This is a genomic window from Thermodesulfovibrio sp. TK110 (assembly GCF_054658355.1).
On record NZ_BAAHNB010000002.1, the window covers coordinates 1 to 16,443 of the forward strand.

Sequence of the window (16,443 nt, forward strand, 5' to 3'; positions counted from 1 at the left end):
CAATGTTGTATACCTAAAGTCTTTGATTTTTCTATGTTTTATATTCTCAAAATCACCATTTTTAGACTATTTTTTAAAAATTTTTCCCACATTTTTCCCACAGCTAAAACCAAAAAGATTTTACAGGTCGGTGATGTTATATTTATTAACCAGGAAAGAAATTTTTTGATAGTTTTGAGAACAACTGAATTCAGATGCAACAAAATAAGGGCAGTCTTTGTCTTTATTTTGTTGCATCTGAAACTCAAAACATTTGTTTTCGTGTGGACAGTTGAAACATTCAGTTTTTTTTCTTAGTTCTTCGTCTTTTATAAACATTGAGCAAAGATAATCACATGCACCAAAATTTTCGCAATGACTACAATCTGGATTTATTTGATTTTGGATTTCCATCTGTATAAAATTTTTAATTTGATTTTTAATGCTCTTTTTATCGTAAAGTTGTAAAATTTTAAGCTGTTTTTTACATTCAGCTATTTCCTGTGTGAGTTCTTTTATAGTTTTTTCTCTTTCTTCCTGAAATATAGACAACTCATTTGATGATATTTGCGATAAAGATAAAAGCGATGCAATCCGGTTTTCTTTTTTTACAATCTTTAACTCAAGCAATCTTTTAGTGATATGCTTAACAATAATTTGTCTTGCAATCTCTCCTGTTGGTGTAGTCATATCTATCTCATTTGCTAATGTATATGCAAAGCGTAACAGCTTTTCTCTTGTGTAATTACAACCATTAATAAAATCTCTATTGAGAGTTTTGTTGACTTCAAGTGTTTTTTTTATAAAGGTTACTACTTTTTCTTCTGAAAACCAGATGCTTTTCACTAACCTCAGGTATCCTTCTATAACTGCTTCTGTAAAGTTAAATTGATTTTCACCATATATGATCTTGTTAAAAATTACTTCTGCACCTGAGTTCCACAAAAGATATCCGCACCAAAAATAAGACATTGCTAATGCATGTAAAATATCATTTATGTCAACATCTTTACTTACTGCTACAACATTGCTTTCTGATTTAAATGAATTATTATAATTAGTAGTAATAAATGCTTTAAGGTGTTTATATTGTTTTTGAAGATTGGTCAGATAATAATTAATCTCTTTATCTGTTATTACTTTTAAATCTTTTAAATATTCAAGAAAACCTTGATCATGATATTTTATATAAGGAACATCATCTTTGCGAACTGCTCTAATTATTTTTGGTTCACTGCTAAAAAGTGACAATTTTTTTTCATTCAACACTTCTGTTTTATAAAAAAATGGAAGTCTGCTTGATAAAAGCCTTACTACTTCAGGGTAGTTGTTTTCCAGATATTCTTGTAATTTTATAGGTTCATGCATCGCTATTATATTTTTAACTTTTCTATAGCTTCTTTAGCAAGTTTTGGTTTAACCTTCGCATATCGCATCGTAGTGTTTAAAGACCTGTGCCCACAAATTTCTGCAATAACCCTTATGTCAACCCCCTGGGCAAGTAATTCTGTTGCACATGAATGTCTTAACCAGTGAGGAGATATCTCATCAAAACCTACTCTTTGAGCGATTTTTTTCAATCTGTAATAAAGAGTATGATATGTGTAAGGAAAAAGCCTTTCTTCTTTGCTTGAATACTTAATTTGAAGGTATTCCATATATCTTGATAGTTCATTTTTAATAACATCAACAGGAATAACCCTTTCATAACCTCCCTTACCTCTAATGTGGATAAAAACGCTTTCTTTATCGCAAAGAATATCTTTTCTCTTTAAATTAAGCAATTCAGATGCTCTCATGCCTGTAATAAAAAGCATTTTAACCATGATTTCTTCTTCTATATCTTTACAGGCATCTATAAGCTTTTGAATAGATGCTTTATTGAGATATGCTGGCACTTTCTGTCGCACTTTAGGTCTGAGTATTTTTAAGTCTTCAAGAGAAATGTTTGAAATTTTATATGCTTTCTTTAAAAACTCAAAAAAACATGAAATTGCAGATAGTGCTACACAAACAGAAGAACTAAGATTTTGGTTCTCATATAGATATGACTTGTATTTTAGGACATCATTAAAATCTATTTCATCAACTTTTTTATCACCAATAATAGCTAAAAAACGATTCATTGCAACTGTGTATGTCTTAACAGTTGCACCTGAGTATATTCCAGTTAGATATTCCTTAAATTTTTCTATTGCACTGCTTAGTTTCATAACGAAAACCTCTCCTTTAAATACTCAATTTTAAGCGCAGCTCTTAGATATGCGTAAGAACACACTTTAGACAACGACACCGTTTTATCGTAAAAAATAGTTTCCACGGGTTTATAGTTTTGAAGTTTAATTTCATAATGCACCTTCATTTGTTTCGGACAAAATGAACAAACATTTTCTACAATTTGCCCATTTTGATTTACGCCATACACATGAAATTCTTCTCTGCCACCCATTACTGTTGCTGTTCCAACTCTAAGTATGCCATTTTTTATTATGTTTTTCACCCGACACTCTCCGTAAAACATTGGATCTCCATATAAATGTTCAATTACTGCAAGCAATACAGGATTTATAGCATACAAAAGCCATCCAGTATAAACATTAATGACACCTATCGTGATAATTAATACTTTGTTAGTTTCAGGCTCTTTGTATTTCTTTTCAAAATCAAAACCTTTTATCACAGCATGTGTAGAAACCATTGTAGTTGTAAAAACAACTGTAAGAATTACATGCCAAATTAAAAATTTTTTTAAAAAATTTTTTATATTTTTTTTAGTCTTGCCAACAAATATGTTCATAACGCTTTAAAAGTTTTTCAAAATATTTTTGAAGAGATGGAATTATTTTATCACAAACTACGCTGTCTTTTGACATTAGTTCTCCACATGTTTCGCAAAGCATCTCTCTTACATACCATTTCTGTTCCATTTGCGCTTTTATATATTTATCATGAAAAAGAGGTAGAAAATAAACTAAAACATATATCTCTTGTCCAGGTCGTAAATGAATTAAACAAACATCGCAAAAGCGTTTAAGGTTGCACTCCACAGGAAAACGAACCCTGGAAATGAAACGCCCTCCATCTTCAAGAATTTGCTTGATTTGTTCTTGTGTTAAAAATTCTTTAAGTTCCTGCAATGTTTTAGCCCCCTTTTTTTGGTAAATTTTTGTGTTATTTATAAAATATGACAACAAAAGTAACCAAACAAAAAAAGCCAGAGGATTACTCCTCTGGCTTTTTGTTAGCCTGTTCCCACAAAAAATAAAATTCGCTAATTACAAGTTTCAACAATGTTTTTCTTTGGTTTTCATATTCGGGCGTAGGTTTTAAAAATACAGTGTCTTTTGCAACAAACACTTTGCCATACTGTGTTAGAATTTGTTTTAACAAAGCAATTTTTTCTCCGATGTCATTAACTTCATTAGCTTCAAACTGAAATTTTAAATAAATTCCTGTTTCATGTTGGATTGAACATCCTATCATTTTTTTACCTCCCTACTAATTTACTTTACTAATTCAGAAATTAAAATAAAAATCACAAAAAAGATAATGAAACCTAATAGCGTCACTCCCCATCCAGCTATAACAGCAAAACTTAAAAGATCATTCATAAACATAATTACACCTCCTTTATTTTGATTGTTTTGATATTATTGGCATGAATTAAAACAAACTATTTTCTTTAAATGAAGAACAGATTATGGTATGGATAGATTGATTTGTGGCATTTGTGGCGTTAATTTTGCCATACCTCTCTAAAGGAGAGTCACCTATTGGTGAGAAAACCTAATATTAATTTAAAAAAAATATCAAAAAATGTCAATCTTAGTGATAGCGTTTGATTTTCGGTTACCAAATTAAGTAATATTTATGGAACAACAGAAAAAGAAGAAAGGAGCAAAAAAAATGAATGAGATTTTATCTTTTTTCACATCGGATTTAGGAATTTTAGTTATTCTTACGGTGATAAACTTTTTTATTTTGACCTGGTATGAAAAAGAATCACAAAAACTTGTTCCACCTGCTCCTACTGGTAAAGCTGAATCATCAACAGATTTTTTTAGCTTTTCAACTGAAAAAAATATTTTTGGTTTCAGTTCTGATATTGATCTTCATAAAGTCTTAGAAGAAGAACAGAGAATAGAAGAAAATGAATTAAAGGAAAGCATATGGAAAATAGGAAGTCTTGATTTATCTGATGACATGACATACAAAAGAAAATAAATTCACGACAGCACTATTTTTAATGCTTCTTTTGTTTTTTCTGCTGGAATTGCATCTGCTTTACTAAGATAAATTTCAGGATTTTGAAAATGCTCTACAAGTTTGTCAACAGGAGTTTTAATTACAATACTTACCACATCTGCCTGTGTTGCAATTACTTTTGTATCATCTCCCTGAAGAATTAGTTTACCCTCAGCTATTACAAGCTCGTGATAAAGTTCTTCCTTATCTTTATATCTACCATGTTTAATTTCAATGGTTTCTTTTCTGTTTATATAAAGAATCTCTATTGTTATATCTAAGTTAAATATTTTTAGTTTTACCATGCTTTTCTCTCCTTTTTTATAATTTTAAATCTTCAGGTTTTGTTGCAAAAGTCTGATCTACACTTCTTATCATTTGATACTGTATTGTATCTTTACTTTTACCTTGAGGGTCTAAAGCTGCATCACTAACTCTACTTGATGGTGATTCTTTTGTTATTTGTTGGAACAAGGAATATATTTCATTAGCTCCCTGTATAAACATCTGAGTCTTTTGATAAGATGTAAGATTTTTATTAGAATACAAATCTTTATAAGCCTCTTGTAGCTTTATTTGAAGTTTACTTGCATCAACATTATCTGCTCCTCTTATTTCGCCTGATTCAGAAAACTGAACGCCTAATGCTGCTAAAACCTTAAAGCCAAGTGGACTTGAAACTTTTAAACCAAGTGACGATATTTTTTGTAAATTTGCACCTAAGTTTCCAAATGATTGTAAAGCATCTGCAACTTGCTTTGTAATAGCCTGCCCTGCTGTCATGTTATACCACATTTGCCCACCATAGAACCGATGAAAACCTTTTGAATCCCCTGATGCAACTGCATATACTATATCGTTTCCAGTAGACCAGTTTTGCCCTAAATGGTGATTCACATTTCCATGATATATATCTGTTGAACGCCCATATACAGCCTTAGTAATATCAAGCACTTCTCTTGATGCTCCATGTGCACCTTTAGCAAGTGTTATGTTTCCATATTCATCCATTGCCATTGTTACTCTATCGCCTGCTTTAAATCTTGTTTTGTAACCAAGCGATGCCATTTGTTGATTCAAAAATTCTGCAGATGTTTTATCCAGAGTCCATGTTTCTTCTGCATGATGTCTTAGATGTGCAAGATATACACCAAGAAAATCATCTTTACTTTTTGCATATCCTGCTGCATGAGCAAATTGATATGTCATTTCAAATTTTGCTGTTTCGTTTAGTATTTTATTTGCCTCTGTAAAAGCAATCTGTTGTTTACCAACTGTTTCTGATGCATTAGCATAACCAGTTACACTGGTTGCATCTTTTTCACCCATAAAGTATCCCATTTCTGTTGCTGCCTCCATAATAGATATTCCTCTTAATTCTGCATATTCTTTTAAAGCAGAACTAAGATGTGTATAATTGCGTGTAGCAATTAGATTGGCAAGTTTTTCTACACCACCATACTTATTTGCTACAGATGCAAAAGCTTCTGCTTCTGCAACCGCTCTTTGTGTATTTACCAAGCCTGTTTGAAATGCTCTGTCTTGATTGCCAAACCCTATTCCACTACCAATAGTTTGTGATAATAAATTTGTTTTACTGTCTATTATATTTTCTAATCCATGCTTTTTTATTGCTTTGGATGCTGCTAAGCCATCTGTATAACCCATTTGTTGTGAGCCTATATCAGCTTGTAAAAGTTTTGCATAACTCATCTGTTGTGCTAACCCTTGCTGAAATGCAAGTGCATGCAGTTTTGCTTGTCCTTGTGCATTATATGCATACTCTACTTGCCCAAAACTCAGACCTGTTTGAGATGCAATCTTCTGTGTTTCTGCAGATGTAGCAACTTCAGAATGTATTGGCGTCGTCATAACAGGAGTAGCCATCATACTTGCTATGTTTGCCATAGTTATTTCTCCACCTTTTATTAGCATGTATGCAAGTCCAGGCGTAGAAATGGCAAGATAACCCATTACAGCAGGAAAGTAATCCATATTTTGAAAAATAGTATTTAAGCTACTGTAAGTTAATGCACCAATTTGTCCAGATTGTGCTATTGCAGCATTTACCTTTGCTATTGCAGCAATGTTCCCTATACCATTTATCGTAGCAAGAACAGGGTCCCACATATAAACCCATGCCATAGATATAAAAACATTTCTAATCGCTTTTGCTCCACCAAACATAATAATTAGAAAGAAAATTGGAATAAATGCTACCATAATTGCTTCAAAGGCATTTTTCATAAGTGGAATTGTCTCTTTTGCATAAATACCAAGAGTCTTACCCATTTGCTTAGATTCTTCTATATTTCTCCCTGCTTCGTATTTGTATGCAAAGTTTTGTAAAGCATCAGGGCTATCACTTAAAAACGCATCAACTCCATCTAAAAAAGCATAAAGCATTCCTGCTTGTCCTATCATATCGCTTAAAGAAACTGCACCAGCCGAAAGCAAACTGCCAAATGCATCAGAAAGTGCCTGTGCATCTGTTGGAGGAATTCCAAATGCAATTAAACTGGTTGGATCACTACCATAAGCAACTAAATTATTGTATCGTGGTTTAATTTCATTCACAAAAAATGTTGCACAATCATATGTCTGTCCATTGTAACTAATAAATAGATTTGCAAAATCACTATTAGAACTTATATCAAAACAATTTATTAAAGAATTACACTCCAGTATGTTCTTTTTGATTTTCTGGAAATCCATATATCCTATGTTTGGCACTATACATTGTTTCATAAAAGGAAGTAAATAGTTGTAGTATTCTTGTATGTCTGCTTTACTTACAGTTTTTAAGTCAAACTTGGAGATATACGAAACTATATCAAAAAAACCACCATAACCTGTTTTGTTGTAATCAAGATTAATACTGCTCCATGCATTTTTAGCCATTGCTCCAGGATTATAAACATTAACAGTGCCTGTGTGAAAAACATTTTGTGCAGTGTTTGTCAAAAAGTAAGATGCAGATGAAAGAAAACTATGTGCATACGCAGGCAACATAGGAACATCGCTTACAACATAGGTCTGTTGATATTTTGTATCAATTATATTTACATTAGCTCTTAAACCAAAACATATTGCAGAAATAAAAAATATCATACCCATTCTTTTAAGTAAAGATTCAAACTGTTGTTTTGCAATTAAAGCAAGAACGCTTGCAACAACAGTAAAAAACGCAGCAAGTCTTAATAGAGACTCAAAGCCTGAGTCTCCAAGAATCATCACAATACCTTTATAGACTTGACTTAAAAATTCTATTCCACCAACAGTATATACATCTAATGTCATATTACTTTGCTCCTAATGGATTTTTACCAAAAACAACTGCACCTTTACCAAATACTTGCCCTATTGTAGGGTCTATTTGTGCTCTAATTGCTTTGTAGTTTTCAAATGCTTGCTGAATGGTAATAAACCTTTCGTTTACTCTTTTAAGTTTTTCATATAAAGCAGTCTCTCCCTGATTCATCATATCCTGGTATTGCTTTATAGTTTGTGCTACCTCATCTGTTACATTACTACCAAGTGCTGCACCTATATAGCCTTTCATTGATTCAATGAGATAAGCTACGCTTACAAGTGCAAGATACTCTGACATTGTGTTAACAATTCTTTTTGCATCAGCATCTGATACATTCTTTTTTAACAACACTGCAAAACTTATCATGTCCAACAGTTGAGGAACCATTTTTGAGTACGCATTCAATTCTTCTGAGTAAGAAACAGTGCCTTGTTCTGCAAGAGAATCAACAGCCATATTTAATTTGCTTGCAAATTTAGGAATAAGCCCTGTAACATTTGCAGTATAAGTTGTTATTCCTGAACATCTCTGACCATACTCAAGGTTAGAGCAGCTATAAAGCATAACAGTTCCACCATACAAAATGTCTTCAAGAGACTTTGTAAGAGGTGTAAAAATTTTTACTTTTATGTTTTTCTCACTACAAGGGTCTCCACCACATGCATTACTCATTTTTAAAGACGGATTGTATGAAACAGGATTTCCATTGTTGTCCACTAAATAAATATCAAGCACCCCAAAGAAACTTGCAAATAAATCCTGCATCTCTCTGTCTGAAAGCCCTACTTGACTTAAAACACCATAAGGAATTGTTCTGTAGAAATCCGAAAGCTTAATGTAGTCAAGCACTTTTTTTAGCGCTTCCTCAAAAGGTTTGCCTGTCTGCTGCACTACTTCTTCAACTTTGTTCAGTCCAAGTGAATCAGAAATGGCTTGCCCAATTGGTGCTCCAAGTTGAGTGCCAATAAATTTACCAAGCTCACATGGGCTTCTTCCAAGTTGTTGTAACATTCTTGCCCACTCATTCAGTTTTTGAAATGCTTCTCCAATGCCAGGCAAAGAATATACCAATCCAATCATAATACCCCATGCAAGAGATGCACCTGCTTGACTAAGCATTTGTCCAAACATATCAAGATTTAGCAAACTTAAAAGTCCTGCGTCAAAATCCATTCCAGAACAACTCAGTGATGCTTGAGGTGCTCGGAAATTTACGATAGGTCTTCCAAGTAAATCATTTTTTAGTCTAAAGGAAAGAGAGCCAAAACTTAAAGTAGTAGTCGTAGGAGATTTATAAAGCCCAGGACCTTGAACATAAACGCCACTTACAATATTATCAAGCACTGAGTCAATATCTGCTGCAATTGGATTAATTAGAATAAGCACAGATAAAAAGGAAACTAAAAATATTCTTACTATCTTAAGCATATTTAACACCTCTATAAATAAAAGTTCTCTATGTATAAATAAAAATTTTCTAATTTATGTGGAGTATAGGGTAACCTTATCTGTCTTAGTTTCCATAGCGTGGATTTAAGTCTTTTTCTTTAATTATTTCTGCTTGAATAAGCATACCTATAAGTTGTTGTTCTATGAGGTCTAAAGAAGTAAAGCCTACTCCAAGACCTGCGATCTGAGTTTGCCCATTGTGATGTATAACTGCAAGCAAAGTTGGCACTGCAGTTATGTTGTATTTTTCAAATAAAGATGGATTATATGTTGATGGAAACGGTAGATCAGGGTCTTGTTGCCCATCAACAGAAACTGCTCTTATTGGAATGTGATATTTTTCTGAAATTATTCTTAAAACATTTTTTTGAAGTTTACACTCAGGACAACCATACTTGTAAAAGTAAATTATACCAATCTTGTCTCTTGCAGATAACAGTATTTTTTCTATTGCTTTCTCTCTTGCGCTTAAAAAAGCAAGAGATGCTGCAGGATTTTCTGAATATCCTGCAATAGGATATACCTCAGAACCAAACTTAATATAGGCATCTCTAAGAGTATATCCAAGCTTTTTTAAGTGTTCAAAGTATTTATACTGCCAGAGCAAATATGCTCTGGCAGTATCTTCATTTGGATTTAAAAGAAACTGTTTTACTGGTTCTGGCGCATTTTCAACGACAGGAAACTCAAAATCTTTTTTCTTTTTTTGTTCTGTTTTTTCTTGTTTTGTTTCCCGTTTTGTCTCTTGCTCCTGCTTTAAAGCAGGGTCTTCGTAAAAAAACCAGCCTCTTTGTGGCTTATCTCCATGATATGCCTCCGCATGAACAAATTTTACTCTTGCGAAAAACATTATCATTATTAAAAGCAAGAAAACACCAATTATGATAATCGTATTGCGGATTAAAATCAGTAATTGTCTTTTAAAATCTCTCTTTACTTCCATTTTTACTTTTCAGATTTCTCAAAATTTTCAAAAACACATTCAGGAACAACTGTGACATCCGAACTTTGATTCGTATTTATTTTGTTCGCTACATCTTCTTCAATCATATTAGCTCCAACTCCACCTGCTACACCCTGAACTGCTGCACTCATAGCACCAATGCCAACAGTTGTTGCAGCTTGAGAAACACCTGTGATAACTGGAGAAACAACAGGAGCCACAACGGGTGCTGCAAAAGAAAGAACAAATAACGGCACTCCAAACAAAACTGTTAAAATTGATGGTTTTTCCTGTTTGTTAACATCTAAAGTTTCAAGTGCAATTTGTTTTTCTTTAGCAAAATCTCTTGTGATAATAGAACGACACATCATTTTATATGTGAAAGGAATGTCAAAAAAATAGTCTATATTTGGACTGTTGGTTGAACTATTAGTTGTGATTTTATATCTTCCAGCATTTAGGATTTTCTCTTTATTGTTTTCTATTTCTATTTCTGATTTTTTAAAAATAACTTCACAGCATTCAGGTTTAATTTCTTCATCACAACTACAAATCAAAGTAGCATCTTCTAATAGTTTTGTGTTATTTAACTTATTTTGATATATTTTTATGGTTCTAACAGTTACACTACCTCTTTCGGAAGAAAATATCCTTGTGATTAAGGATTGATTCAATCCTTGATAATTTTCAATTAGAACCTTATCTTGCATTTCTGAATTTTTAGCAAACTCAAGCAAATCTGAAGGAGTTTTTATTGTTTTTGTTTCGGCAAATAAAGGTGATGTAATTAACAACAATGAAAGAAAAATTGATAAAAATCTTTTCATTACTTTCCTCCTTTTTATTTTATTTACATTCCCATTCTATTTCTAATTGTTTGGTTTAGACTATTCTCGTCTATTTTACCTTTCATTTTAGCTTTTATTTCTTCTATAAATTCTGAAAAATCCATACTATCAAAATCAAGTTTACTTAAATCATCAAAAGTCAAATTTGTGCATTGTGCATTATTATAATCACCCCATGAGTAACCAAGTTGTTTGTATGCTTGTTCAACAAGTATTCTGGCAAATTTAGAGTTATAACAACAATATCTATAACCTGTGCGTAAGCATTTTTTTATGATTCCAAGGTCTAATTTCCATGTGCATTTGCTATCTACATAGTGACATAATCTATTTGATATCAAAGAGTATTCTTTGTATTGATTGTATTTTATTGCGCATTTTTCATTACTGCACGTAGAACACTTTTTAATAGAAGTAACTATGTCTATAACAAACCCAATTGTAAACTGAACAATCGGATCTCCAAAAAAGTTTAAAATTTTACTTGCTTGCTCTGCAGTTAATCCTACTGTTTGAGCAATTTTTAACCCTATTGCATTAAAACATCCTCTTACTCCTGTAGTGCTTAATTCGCCAACCTGACTCCCCTCCGTGTCATAAAAAGTTATTTTATCTCCACTATCAAAAGGAGTTGTCCCTGAAAAATTTAGTGCTGTTTTAAAAAGGCTATTTGCACACCCCAGAGCTTGATTAATAGCAGAGCCTCCACCTATTAAAGAAAATAATTGACTTCCAAGATAAGAAAGTGCAAACCCCATTGCTTTACTCAATAAGTAGTCTCCAAGGCTCATTTGATCAAATAACCACCACAACCCTGATTCGCATCTGTAAGACTCACCAGACCATACATGTTTGAGTTCGTTTGCTGCTTGTGCATATGCCATAGCTTTGTAAAAGTCTGCAGCAAACTCCATCCCTTCAAGTCTTACATCTCTGATAGGATATACTCCATCATTACACCTAAGAACTTCTTCATACTGAGCACACTCCGTTGTTTCTTTTTGCTTTGGGCACTCATAGTTTACTATGTATTTTTTACATTCTGCTTTCCTTGAATCGTCCACATCTATATCATATTCAACACATTCAAGATCATCTATATTTGAAGAAGAAAGCCTGTTACACTGAAGTCCTTCCCCAAAATTGCAGTCTTGGAAACTGTTTTGATAACAATTGAAAGTTTCTGCTATTTTTACAACTGGAACCGAAACAGTTCCTGCACCCATTCCATGAAACCCTATTTTATATACACATCCTCCACCTGAACAATCGTATCCATCGTATGTAACAGACAATGTAACACAAGAACCTTCCCAATGTGGATGAACATATCCTATTACTGTTCCCGGTGGAGTATTTACAGGTATATTAACCCAGAGATCGCCGCATTGCCCTTCACATCCCGTTGCAAAAGCATGAATGTTTACAGTGTTATTTCCTTGCCCTCTTACCTCTGCATATCCCCAGTCGCATGCATTCCAACCACCAAGCCAATTAAAAGTTCCACCATTTCTTACAAATGCACCGATTCCATAGCTACCTTCATCTGAACATCCATTTGCAGGATTACATAAATTAACTTCTCCTGTTTTTATGCACAACGGATTATCTTTTGCGTTTTGTGCATCTGCGCTGCTTTGGCATCCATAAGGATTACAGGATTTTAAATATGAAACTGTTTGCATGTTTCTACTTACAACACAAGATTTTGCTTCATAAGCAGTGGATACAACTGTTGCCTGTTGCTTGCAGGTTTTTACTTTATTGCACACCTGAGTTTTCCCATCTGGGCATACAAGTGTGCCCGTATAAGACTTACAAATTTTTCGCACCTCTGATGGACAGGAAAAAGTGTAAACACCGAGCTTTACTCCACTTTTAGAACTGCTTAGTATTTGTTCCGAACAATTACCCGATGCAGGATCGCAATCAATGGGAGGCAACATATTAGCTCTATCGGGTATATCAGAATATTTAACATATTGCTTTAGCGTGCATCTATCAAAAAGGTCTCCACAATCATTCGCAATGCAACTCCAATTATAATTATCCGCAGAGCAGCCAGGTCTGTTTATGTCTATATAAATTCTACAACTTACAGTGCCACCATTTTTCTCCACATCAATCCATTCTGAACATTGATTTTTATACTCACAATACTTATTACCTACCTGTGCAAGAATTGTATCAGGATCAAACTGTCCTGAACATTTGTATGTAAAGTCTTTTCTCCACCAATCTCTGCATATTTGTTCCCCACCAACAGTTTTACAAGCATAACCATCTACTTTTGTATTTATCAATGCACATCTCCCATTTTGTGTTGGGTCTGAAGGACAGGTGTTCTCTATTGTTTCAACTATCTCTGCATAAACATTCTTTGGCTCTAATAATTTTATAAAAGGCAAAAGCAAATTGTTATCTGTTAAAAAAATTGCCAGGACAATTATTGCTATTGCTTTACGCATGATGATGCCTCCTTACAGGCATTAACGCAGTCATACATCGTAGAATATGTTGCATTGTTATGGGAACAAACAAAAGACGGACAGGCATTTTGACAGCTGCTTTGAGAAAAAAACACATCTCCTGTTACAGGGCATTGATAATACGAACAATTCTGCAAACATGTGTTAAAATCAGAATAAACACTGCTTTCATAAGTGCATTTATAATTTGTATTGCATGTAGCAGTTCTGTAACAGGATGTGGTGCACTGATCCTGTGTATCATACTGAACTCCATTTAAAGAGCACTGCCATTTGGTGACTGTTGTGCTGTTGGTTACACATGCCTGTCCTTTAGTGCAGGTTGGAGGATTGCCTGAACAGGCAGAACCACCTGAGAGAGGACAGATGTAATTCCCTATAAAATATAATGTACCAGACCTAGGGTTTGCACACGAAGGGGGATATACTATATTTCCCGACGCCACAGCTACAGGACAACCATATATTCCAGCACTTGAATAACCTGAAACTTGACACGATGTATACAAACGGGTTACAAACCTTACTGATCCCCAATTATCAACATAAATATCCAAGCTGTTATTACTTGTAGCATAAATATATAAACCTACTCTATAGGGACGACTACCAAGATACACACTTGTAGGATTTAAAATTGAACAATTAGATAACAAATATAAAAAACTACAACCACAATTCCCGCAAAATGCCATATAATTTTGACCAGCTATAAAAGATAGTTCATCCCAACATACTGCATAATCTAACCCCCCCGACAATGAAACACTTGGTGCATTACACTGTGCCGTCTGCAAACATGCACCATTACACTGATTTAAATCACTGTAAACCTGTCCTGTAACAGGGCACTGATATTGAGTGATAGGAACTTGCTGTGAAGAGCAGGTTCCTGTTTGTGTGCATGTATTGTTTATACATGGGTAATTTCCTAATGGACAAGTTTGAAAAGGTGAGCACATATTTACCGATGCACATGGATTTTGATTGCAACTGTATGTAATATAACAATTGTTTTGGCAAAGTTCCATAGTAGGGTAAATTGAGCCATCGGCAAGGCATTTATAAAGAGATTTGTCTTCTATTTTCCTAATTAAAGAACAGGTATAAGTATATTGAGATTGTAACATCTGTGCTGCAAGGTCTTGTAACCTTTGTGCAAAGTCTTGATTCTCATATGAATTATATTGTTTTCTTTGCAAATAATCTTCATTATAATTAGGAATTTGGTTTTTCTTTATCCACTGTTCTGGCGTATTTTTCTGTTGTATCTGCCCTGCAAAAGAGTTTATATCAAAGGCAGTAGCAGTAGTAGAAAAAAAAAGTATAAAAAGTATAATGCTAAAAAGCATTCTTAACTGTCTCATAAACCTTTTTTATTTCTATATCTTTTTCAGAGACTATTTCTAAAGCAGAAACAAGAGAAATATCACCATATAAAACATATTTCCAATCACATTGTTCATACTCAAAAATATCTGATGGTGGACATTTTGCAAAAACTATCGCAGGCACTCTCTGGGTATCAAGTTTTCTAAAAATAAAAGGATGAATTTTAATTTCTATTTCTTCAAAGTTTTTTAACATTGTAAGTTTTTGTAAAATCTTTTTATCTTTATCTATACCTCTTAGTATTCCATAAAAAGCAACGCTTTTAGGTAGTTTCTTTGCAGACAAAAATACAGTATCTAAAACTGTATCAGGCACACTATAAGAGAAAAGATAAAAAATACTTAACACTTTATCGTTCTCTTTCTTTTTTATAACTTCTTTTAAATCTATTTCTTTATTGCTTTGCTTGCTTTTTAATCTTTGTATTTCTTGTAAATTCATATTTTCTTTAAGTTTTTCATATTTTTTTGCCTCTTCAATATACTTTTCCTGGAAAAGACTGCTATATTTGTCTTCTACTTCCTGAGTTTTTTGTTTGTCCACTAACTGCTCAAATTCCTGTTTGCTTAAATCTTGAGTTTTCCAGAACTTGCCATCTACAAAAATTTGCACCATCTTTATATCAGATGGCAACATAACAGTAACTTTATTTAAAGCCTGTATGCATAGTTTGTTTTTATCTGTTCTGAGATAAACTTTGTTGCCTTCAGTTTTTTCCACTACATGACAGGTAGTAGGTGCATCTATAAATCTTTTTTCTACACAAAATCCTGTTGATATAAAAAATAAAACTAAAATTAAGGAAATTGAAAACCTGCACAGCAATTTCTTATCCTCCATACTGTCCAGATAAAATCTTCTCCCGAACCAGGATATTGTTTAAAAAAGCTCCACAAAAGCCCAAAATCGCCAATAGGAATTGCCTTCCATGAGACAGGATATGCAAGGTTTAAATAGTATTGAGTTTTTATAATTCTTGGAAAAATTCTTGGAGAACATTTTGTGTCTACCACCGCTCCTGCTTTGCTTGCCTGTGCCACATAATCAAGTTCTGGTGCATCTGAATACTTCCATAGCTGAAAATCAGCATGTAACAAGTCAAGTTGCTTTACTACCTGTAAAGCAGATTCAATAACAGGGTCTGCACCTCTTGTTGTAGTTGTTAGCGAACCTATTGTGCCCCAGCATCCTGCACACCAATAGAGTGCATTAATTGGTTGTCCTGCAGTTGCGGCAATGCAATCTGCAAAACATATCGCTTGTGCAATTGGATTTGCATACAGAAGTTTGTCTGGTTGAAAAAGTATAGCTAAACCATCATCGTTTTGTCTTGGATCAAGCTCGCTTGGTGGCGCTATGTCAAACTGAGTGTATTTGTCTGTGCAAAGGTAATCCATAGAAAGACTTAAAATTCCAAAAACAGGATATTTAATATAATGAACATTCTTCTTTGTGCCATGTTTGCTATAATTTGTGCCAGACATCTTTAAAGATTTTGAGCCTATCTGTGCGCCTAAACATGGATAGTAATATGATTGCCTAACCACTTCAACAAAACCAATAGGTTCTGGCACTGTCCATTTTAACCCAATTTTAACTTTGTTGTCTGTTGAGCAAACACATGTCCCTTTAAGCTTAAGTTTGTCAAAAAAGAACTTCCAATCAACAGTTGAAAAAGGATTTAAACAAGGACGATTTTCTGCAAATAAATTTGTTGTAAAAAAAACTAAACAAAAACATAAAGCTAAAAATAATAGCAAACTTTTTTTCATCTTACTCCTTTCC

15 protein-coding genes are annotated in these 16,443 nt (G+C 33.4%); 1 reads left to right on the forward strand and 14 read right to left on the reverse strand.

From position 1 onward, the window contains the following. Positions 1-120: 120 nt before the first annotated feature. From ACYQ3X_RS10045 to ACYQ3X_RS10065, 5 genes are all read right to left on the reverse strand, one after another. Positions 121-1,347 carry a hypothetical protein gene (locus ACYQ3X_RS10045; protein ID WP_460181658.1) on the reverse strand — a complete coding sequence of 409 codons (1,227 nt, stop codon included), beginning with the start codon at positions 1,345-1,347 and terminating at the stop codon, positions 121-123. A 5-nt stretch (positions 1,348-1,352) separates the two neighbouring features. Next, a complete protein-coding gene (locus tag ACYQ3X_RS10050) occupies positions 1,353-2,192 on the reverse strand; it encodes a tyrosine-type recombinase/integrase (RefSeq protein WP_460181659.1) in 840 nt (279 codons plus the stop codon). Then, positions 2,189-2,776 (reverse strand): hypothetical protein, encoded by a 588-nt coding sequence (locus ACYQ3X_RS10055; protein WP_460181660.1) that lies wholly within the window; start codon positions 2,774-2,776, stop codon positions 2,189-2,191. Before ACYQ3X_RS10055 ends, ACYQ3X_RS10050 begins: the two co-directional genes overlap by 4 nt. Next, entirely contained in the window at positions 2,751-3,116 is a 366-nt protein-coding gene (locus tag ACYQ3X_RS10060; protein WP_460181661.1) for a hypothetical protein, read from the reverse strand. Before ACYQ3X_RS10060 ends, ACYQ3X_RS10055 begins: the two co-directional genes overlap by 26 nt. An 85-nt stretch (positions 3,117-3,201) precedes the next feature. Then, positions 3,202-3,462 (reverse strand): hypothetical protein, encoded by a 261-nt coding sequence (locus tag ACYQ3X_RS10065; protein ID WP_460181662.1) that lies wholly within the window; start codon positions 3,460-3,462, stop codon positions 3,202-3,204. Positions 3,463-3,885: 423 nt separating this feature from the next. On the opposite strand from ACYQ3X_RS10065, the gene ACYQ3X_RS10070 reads away from it, so the two are divergent. Beyond that, positions 3,886-4,203, forward strand: coding sequence for a hypothetical protein (locus ACYQ3X_RS10070; RefSeq protein WP_460181663.1), 318 nt, complete (start codon positions 3,886-3,888; stop codon positions 4,201-4,203). 2 nt (positions 4,204-4,205) lie between these two features. On the opposite strand, the gene ACYQ3X_RS10075 is transcribed toward ACYQ3X_RS10070, so the two are convergent. From ACYQ3X_RS10075 to ACYQ3X_RS10115, 9 genes are all read right to left on the reverse strand, one after another. After that, entirely contained in the window at positions 4,206-4,529 is a 324-nt protein-coding gene (locus ACYQ3X_RS10075) for a hypothetical protein (RefSeq protein WP_460181664.1), read from the reverse strand. A 16-nt stretch (positions 4,530-4,545) separates the two neighbouring features. Continuing rightward, positions 4,546-7,524, reverse strand: coding sequence for a conjugal transfer protein TraG N-terminal domain-containing protein (locus ACYQ3X_RS10080; protein ID WP_460181665.1), 2,979 nt, complete (start codon positions 7,522-7,524; stop codon positions 4,546-4,548). Position 7,525: 1 nt separating this feature from the next. Next, entirely contained in the window at positions 7,526-8,965 is a 1,440-nt protein-coding gene (locus ACYQ3X_RS10085) for a conjugal transfer protein TraH (protein ID WP_460181666.1), read from the reverse strand. Between the two features lie 85 nt (positions 8,966-9,050). Further along, positions 9,051-9,929, reverse strand: coding sequence for a conjugal transfer protein TraF (traF, locus tag ACYQ3X_RS10090; protein WP_460181667.1), 879 nt, complete (start codon positions 9,927-9,929; stop codon positions 9,051-9,053). Between the two features lie 2 nt (positions 9,930-9,931). Next, complete coding sequence (locus ACYQ3X_RS10095) at positions 9,932-10,756, reverse strand: hypothetical protein (protein ID WP_460181668.1); 825 nt, start codon at positions 10,754-10,756, stop codon at positions 9,932-9,934. A 23-nt stretch (positions 10,757-10,779) separates the two neighbouring features. After that, positions 10,780-13,245 carry a conjugal transfer protein TraN gene (gene traN, locus ACYQ3X_RS10100; RefSeq protein WP_460181712.1) on the reverse strand — a complete coding sequence of 822 codons (2,466 nt, stop codon included), beginning with the start codon at positions 13,243-13,245 and terminating at the stop codon, positions 10,780-10,782. Further along, entirely contained in the window at positions 13,230-14,618 is a 1,389-nt protein-coding gene (locus tag ACYQ3X_RS10105; protein WP_460181713.1) for a hypothetical protein, read from the reverse strand. The genes traN and ACYQ3X_RS10105 overlap by 16 nt, the downstream gene beginning before the upstream one ends. Further along, entirely contained in the window at positions 14,608-15,483 is an 876-nt protein-coding gene (locus ACYQ3X_RS10110) for a TrbC family F-type conjugative pilus assembly protein (RefSeq protein WP_460181714.1), read from the reverse strand. Before ACYQ3X_RS10110 ends, ACYQ3X_RS10105 begins: the two co-directional genes overlap by 11 nt. Beyond that, complete coding sequence (locus ACYQ3X_RS10115; RefSeq protein ID WP_460181715.1) at positions 15,456-16,430, reverse strand: TraU family protein; 975 nt, start codon at positions 16,428-16,430, stop codon at positions 15,456-15,458. The genes ACYQ3X_RS10110 and ACYQ3X_RS10115 overlap by 28 nt, the downstream gene beginning before the upstream one ends. Between the last annotated feature and the right edge of the window lie 13 nt (positions 16,431-16,443).

What these genes read in the sequence shown, in the direction of transcription:
- ACYQ3X_RS10095 (WP_460181668.1), bottom strand. Translation starts at nt 10,756, where the DNA reads ATGAAAAGATTTTTATCAATTTTTCTTTCATTGTTGTTAATTACATCA.
- ACYQ3X_RS10050 (WP_460181659.1), bottom strand. Translation starts at nt 2,192, where the DNA reads ATGAAACTAAGCAGTGCAATAGAAAAATTTAAGGAATATCTAACTGGA.
- traN (WP_460181712.1), bottom strand. Translation starts at nt 13,245, where the DNA reads ATGCGTAAAGCAATAGCAATAATTGTCCTGGCAATTTTTTTAACAGAT.
- ACYQ3X_RS10045 (WP_460181658.1), bottom strand. Translation starts at nt 1,347, where the DNA reads ATGCATGAACCTATAAAATTACAAGAATATCTGGAAAACAACTACCCT.
- ACYQ3X_RS10070 (WP_460181663.1), top strand. Translation starts at nt 3,886, where the DNA reads ATGAATGAGATTTTATCTTTTTTCACATCGGATTTAGGAATTTTAGTT.
- ACYQ3X_RS10055 (WP_460181660.1), bottom strand. Translation starts at nt 2,776, where the DNA reads ATGAACATATTTGTTGGCAAGACTAAAAAAAATATAAAAAATTTTTTA.
- ACYQ3X_RS10105 (WP_460181713.1), bottom strand. Translation starts at nt 14,618, where the DNA reads ATGCTTTTTAGCATTATACTTTTTATACTTTTTTTTTCTACTACTGCT.
- ACYQ3X_RS10085 (WP_460181666.1), bottom strand. Translation starts at nt 8,965, where the DNA reads ATGCTTAAGATAGTAAGAATATTTTTAGTTTCCTTTTTATCTGTGCTT.
- ACYQ3X_RS10075 (WP_460181664.1), bottom strand. Translation starts at nt 4,529, where the DNA reads ATGGTAAAACTAAAAATATTTAACTTAGATATAACAATAGAGATTCTT.
- ACYQ3X_RS10080 (WP_460181665.1), bottom strand. Translation starts at nt 7,524, where the DNA reads ATGACATTAGATGTATATACTGTTGGTGGAATAGAATTTTTAAGTCAA.
- traF (WP_460181667.1), bottom strand. Translation starts at nt 9,929, where the DNA reads ATGGAAGTAAAGAGAGATTTTAAAAGACAATTACTGATTTTAATCCGC.
- ACYQ3X_RS10115 (WP_460181715.1), bottom strand. Translation starts at nt 16,430, where the DNA reads ATGAAAAAAAGTTTGCTATTATTTTTAGCTTTATGTTTTTGTTTAGTT.
- ACYQ3X_RS10065 (WP_460181662.1), bottom strand. Translation starts at nt 3,462, where the DNA reads ATGATAGGATGTTCAATCCAACATGAAACAGGAATTTATTTAAAATTT.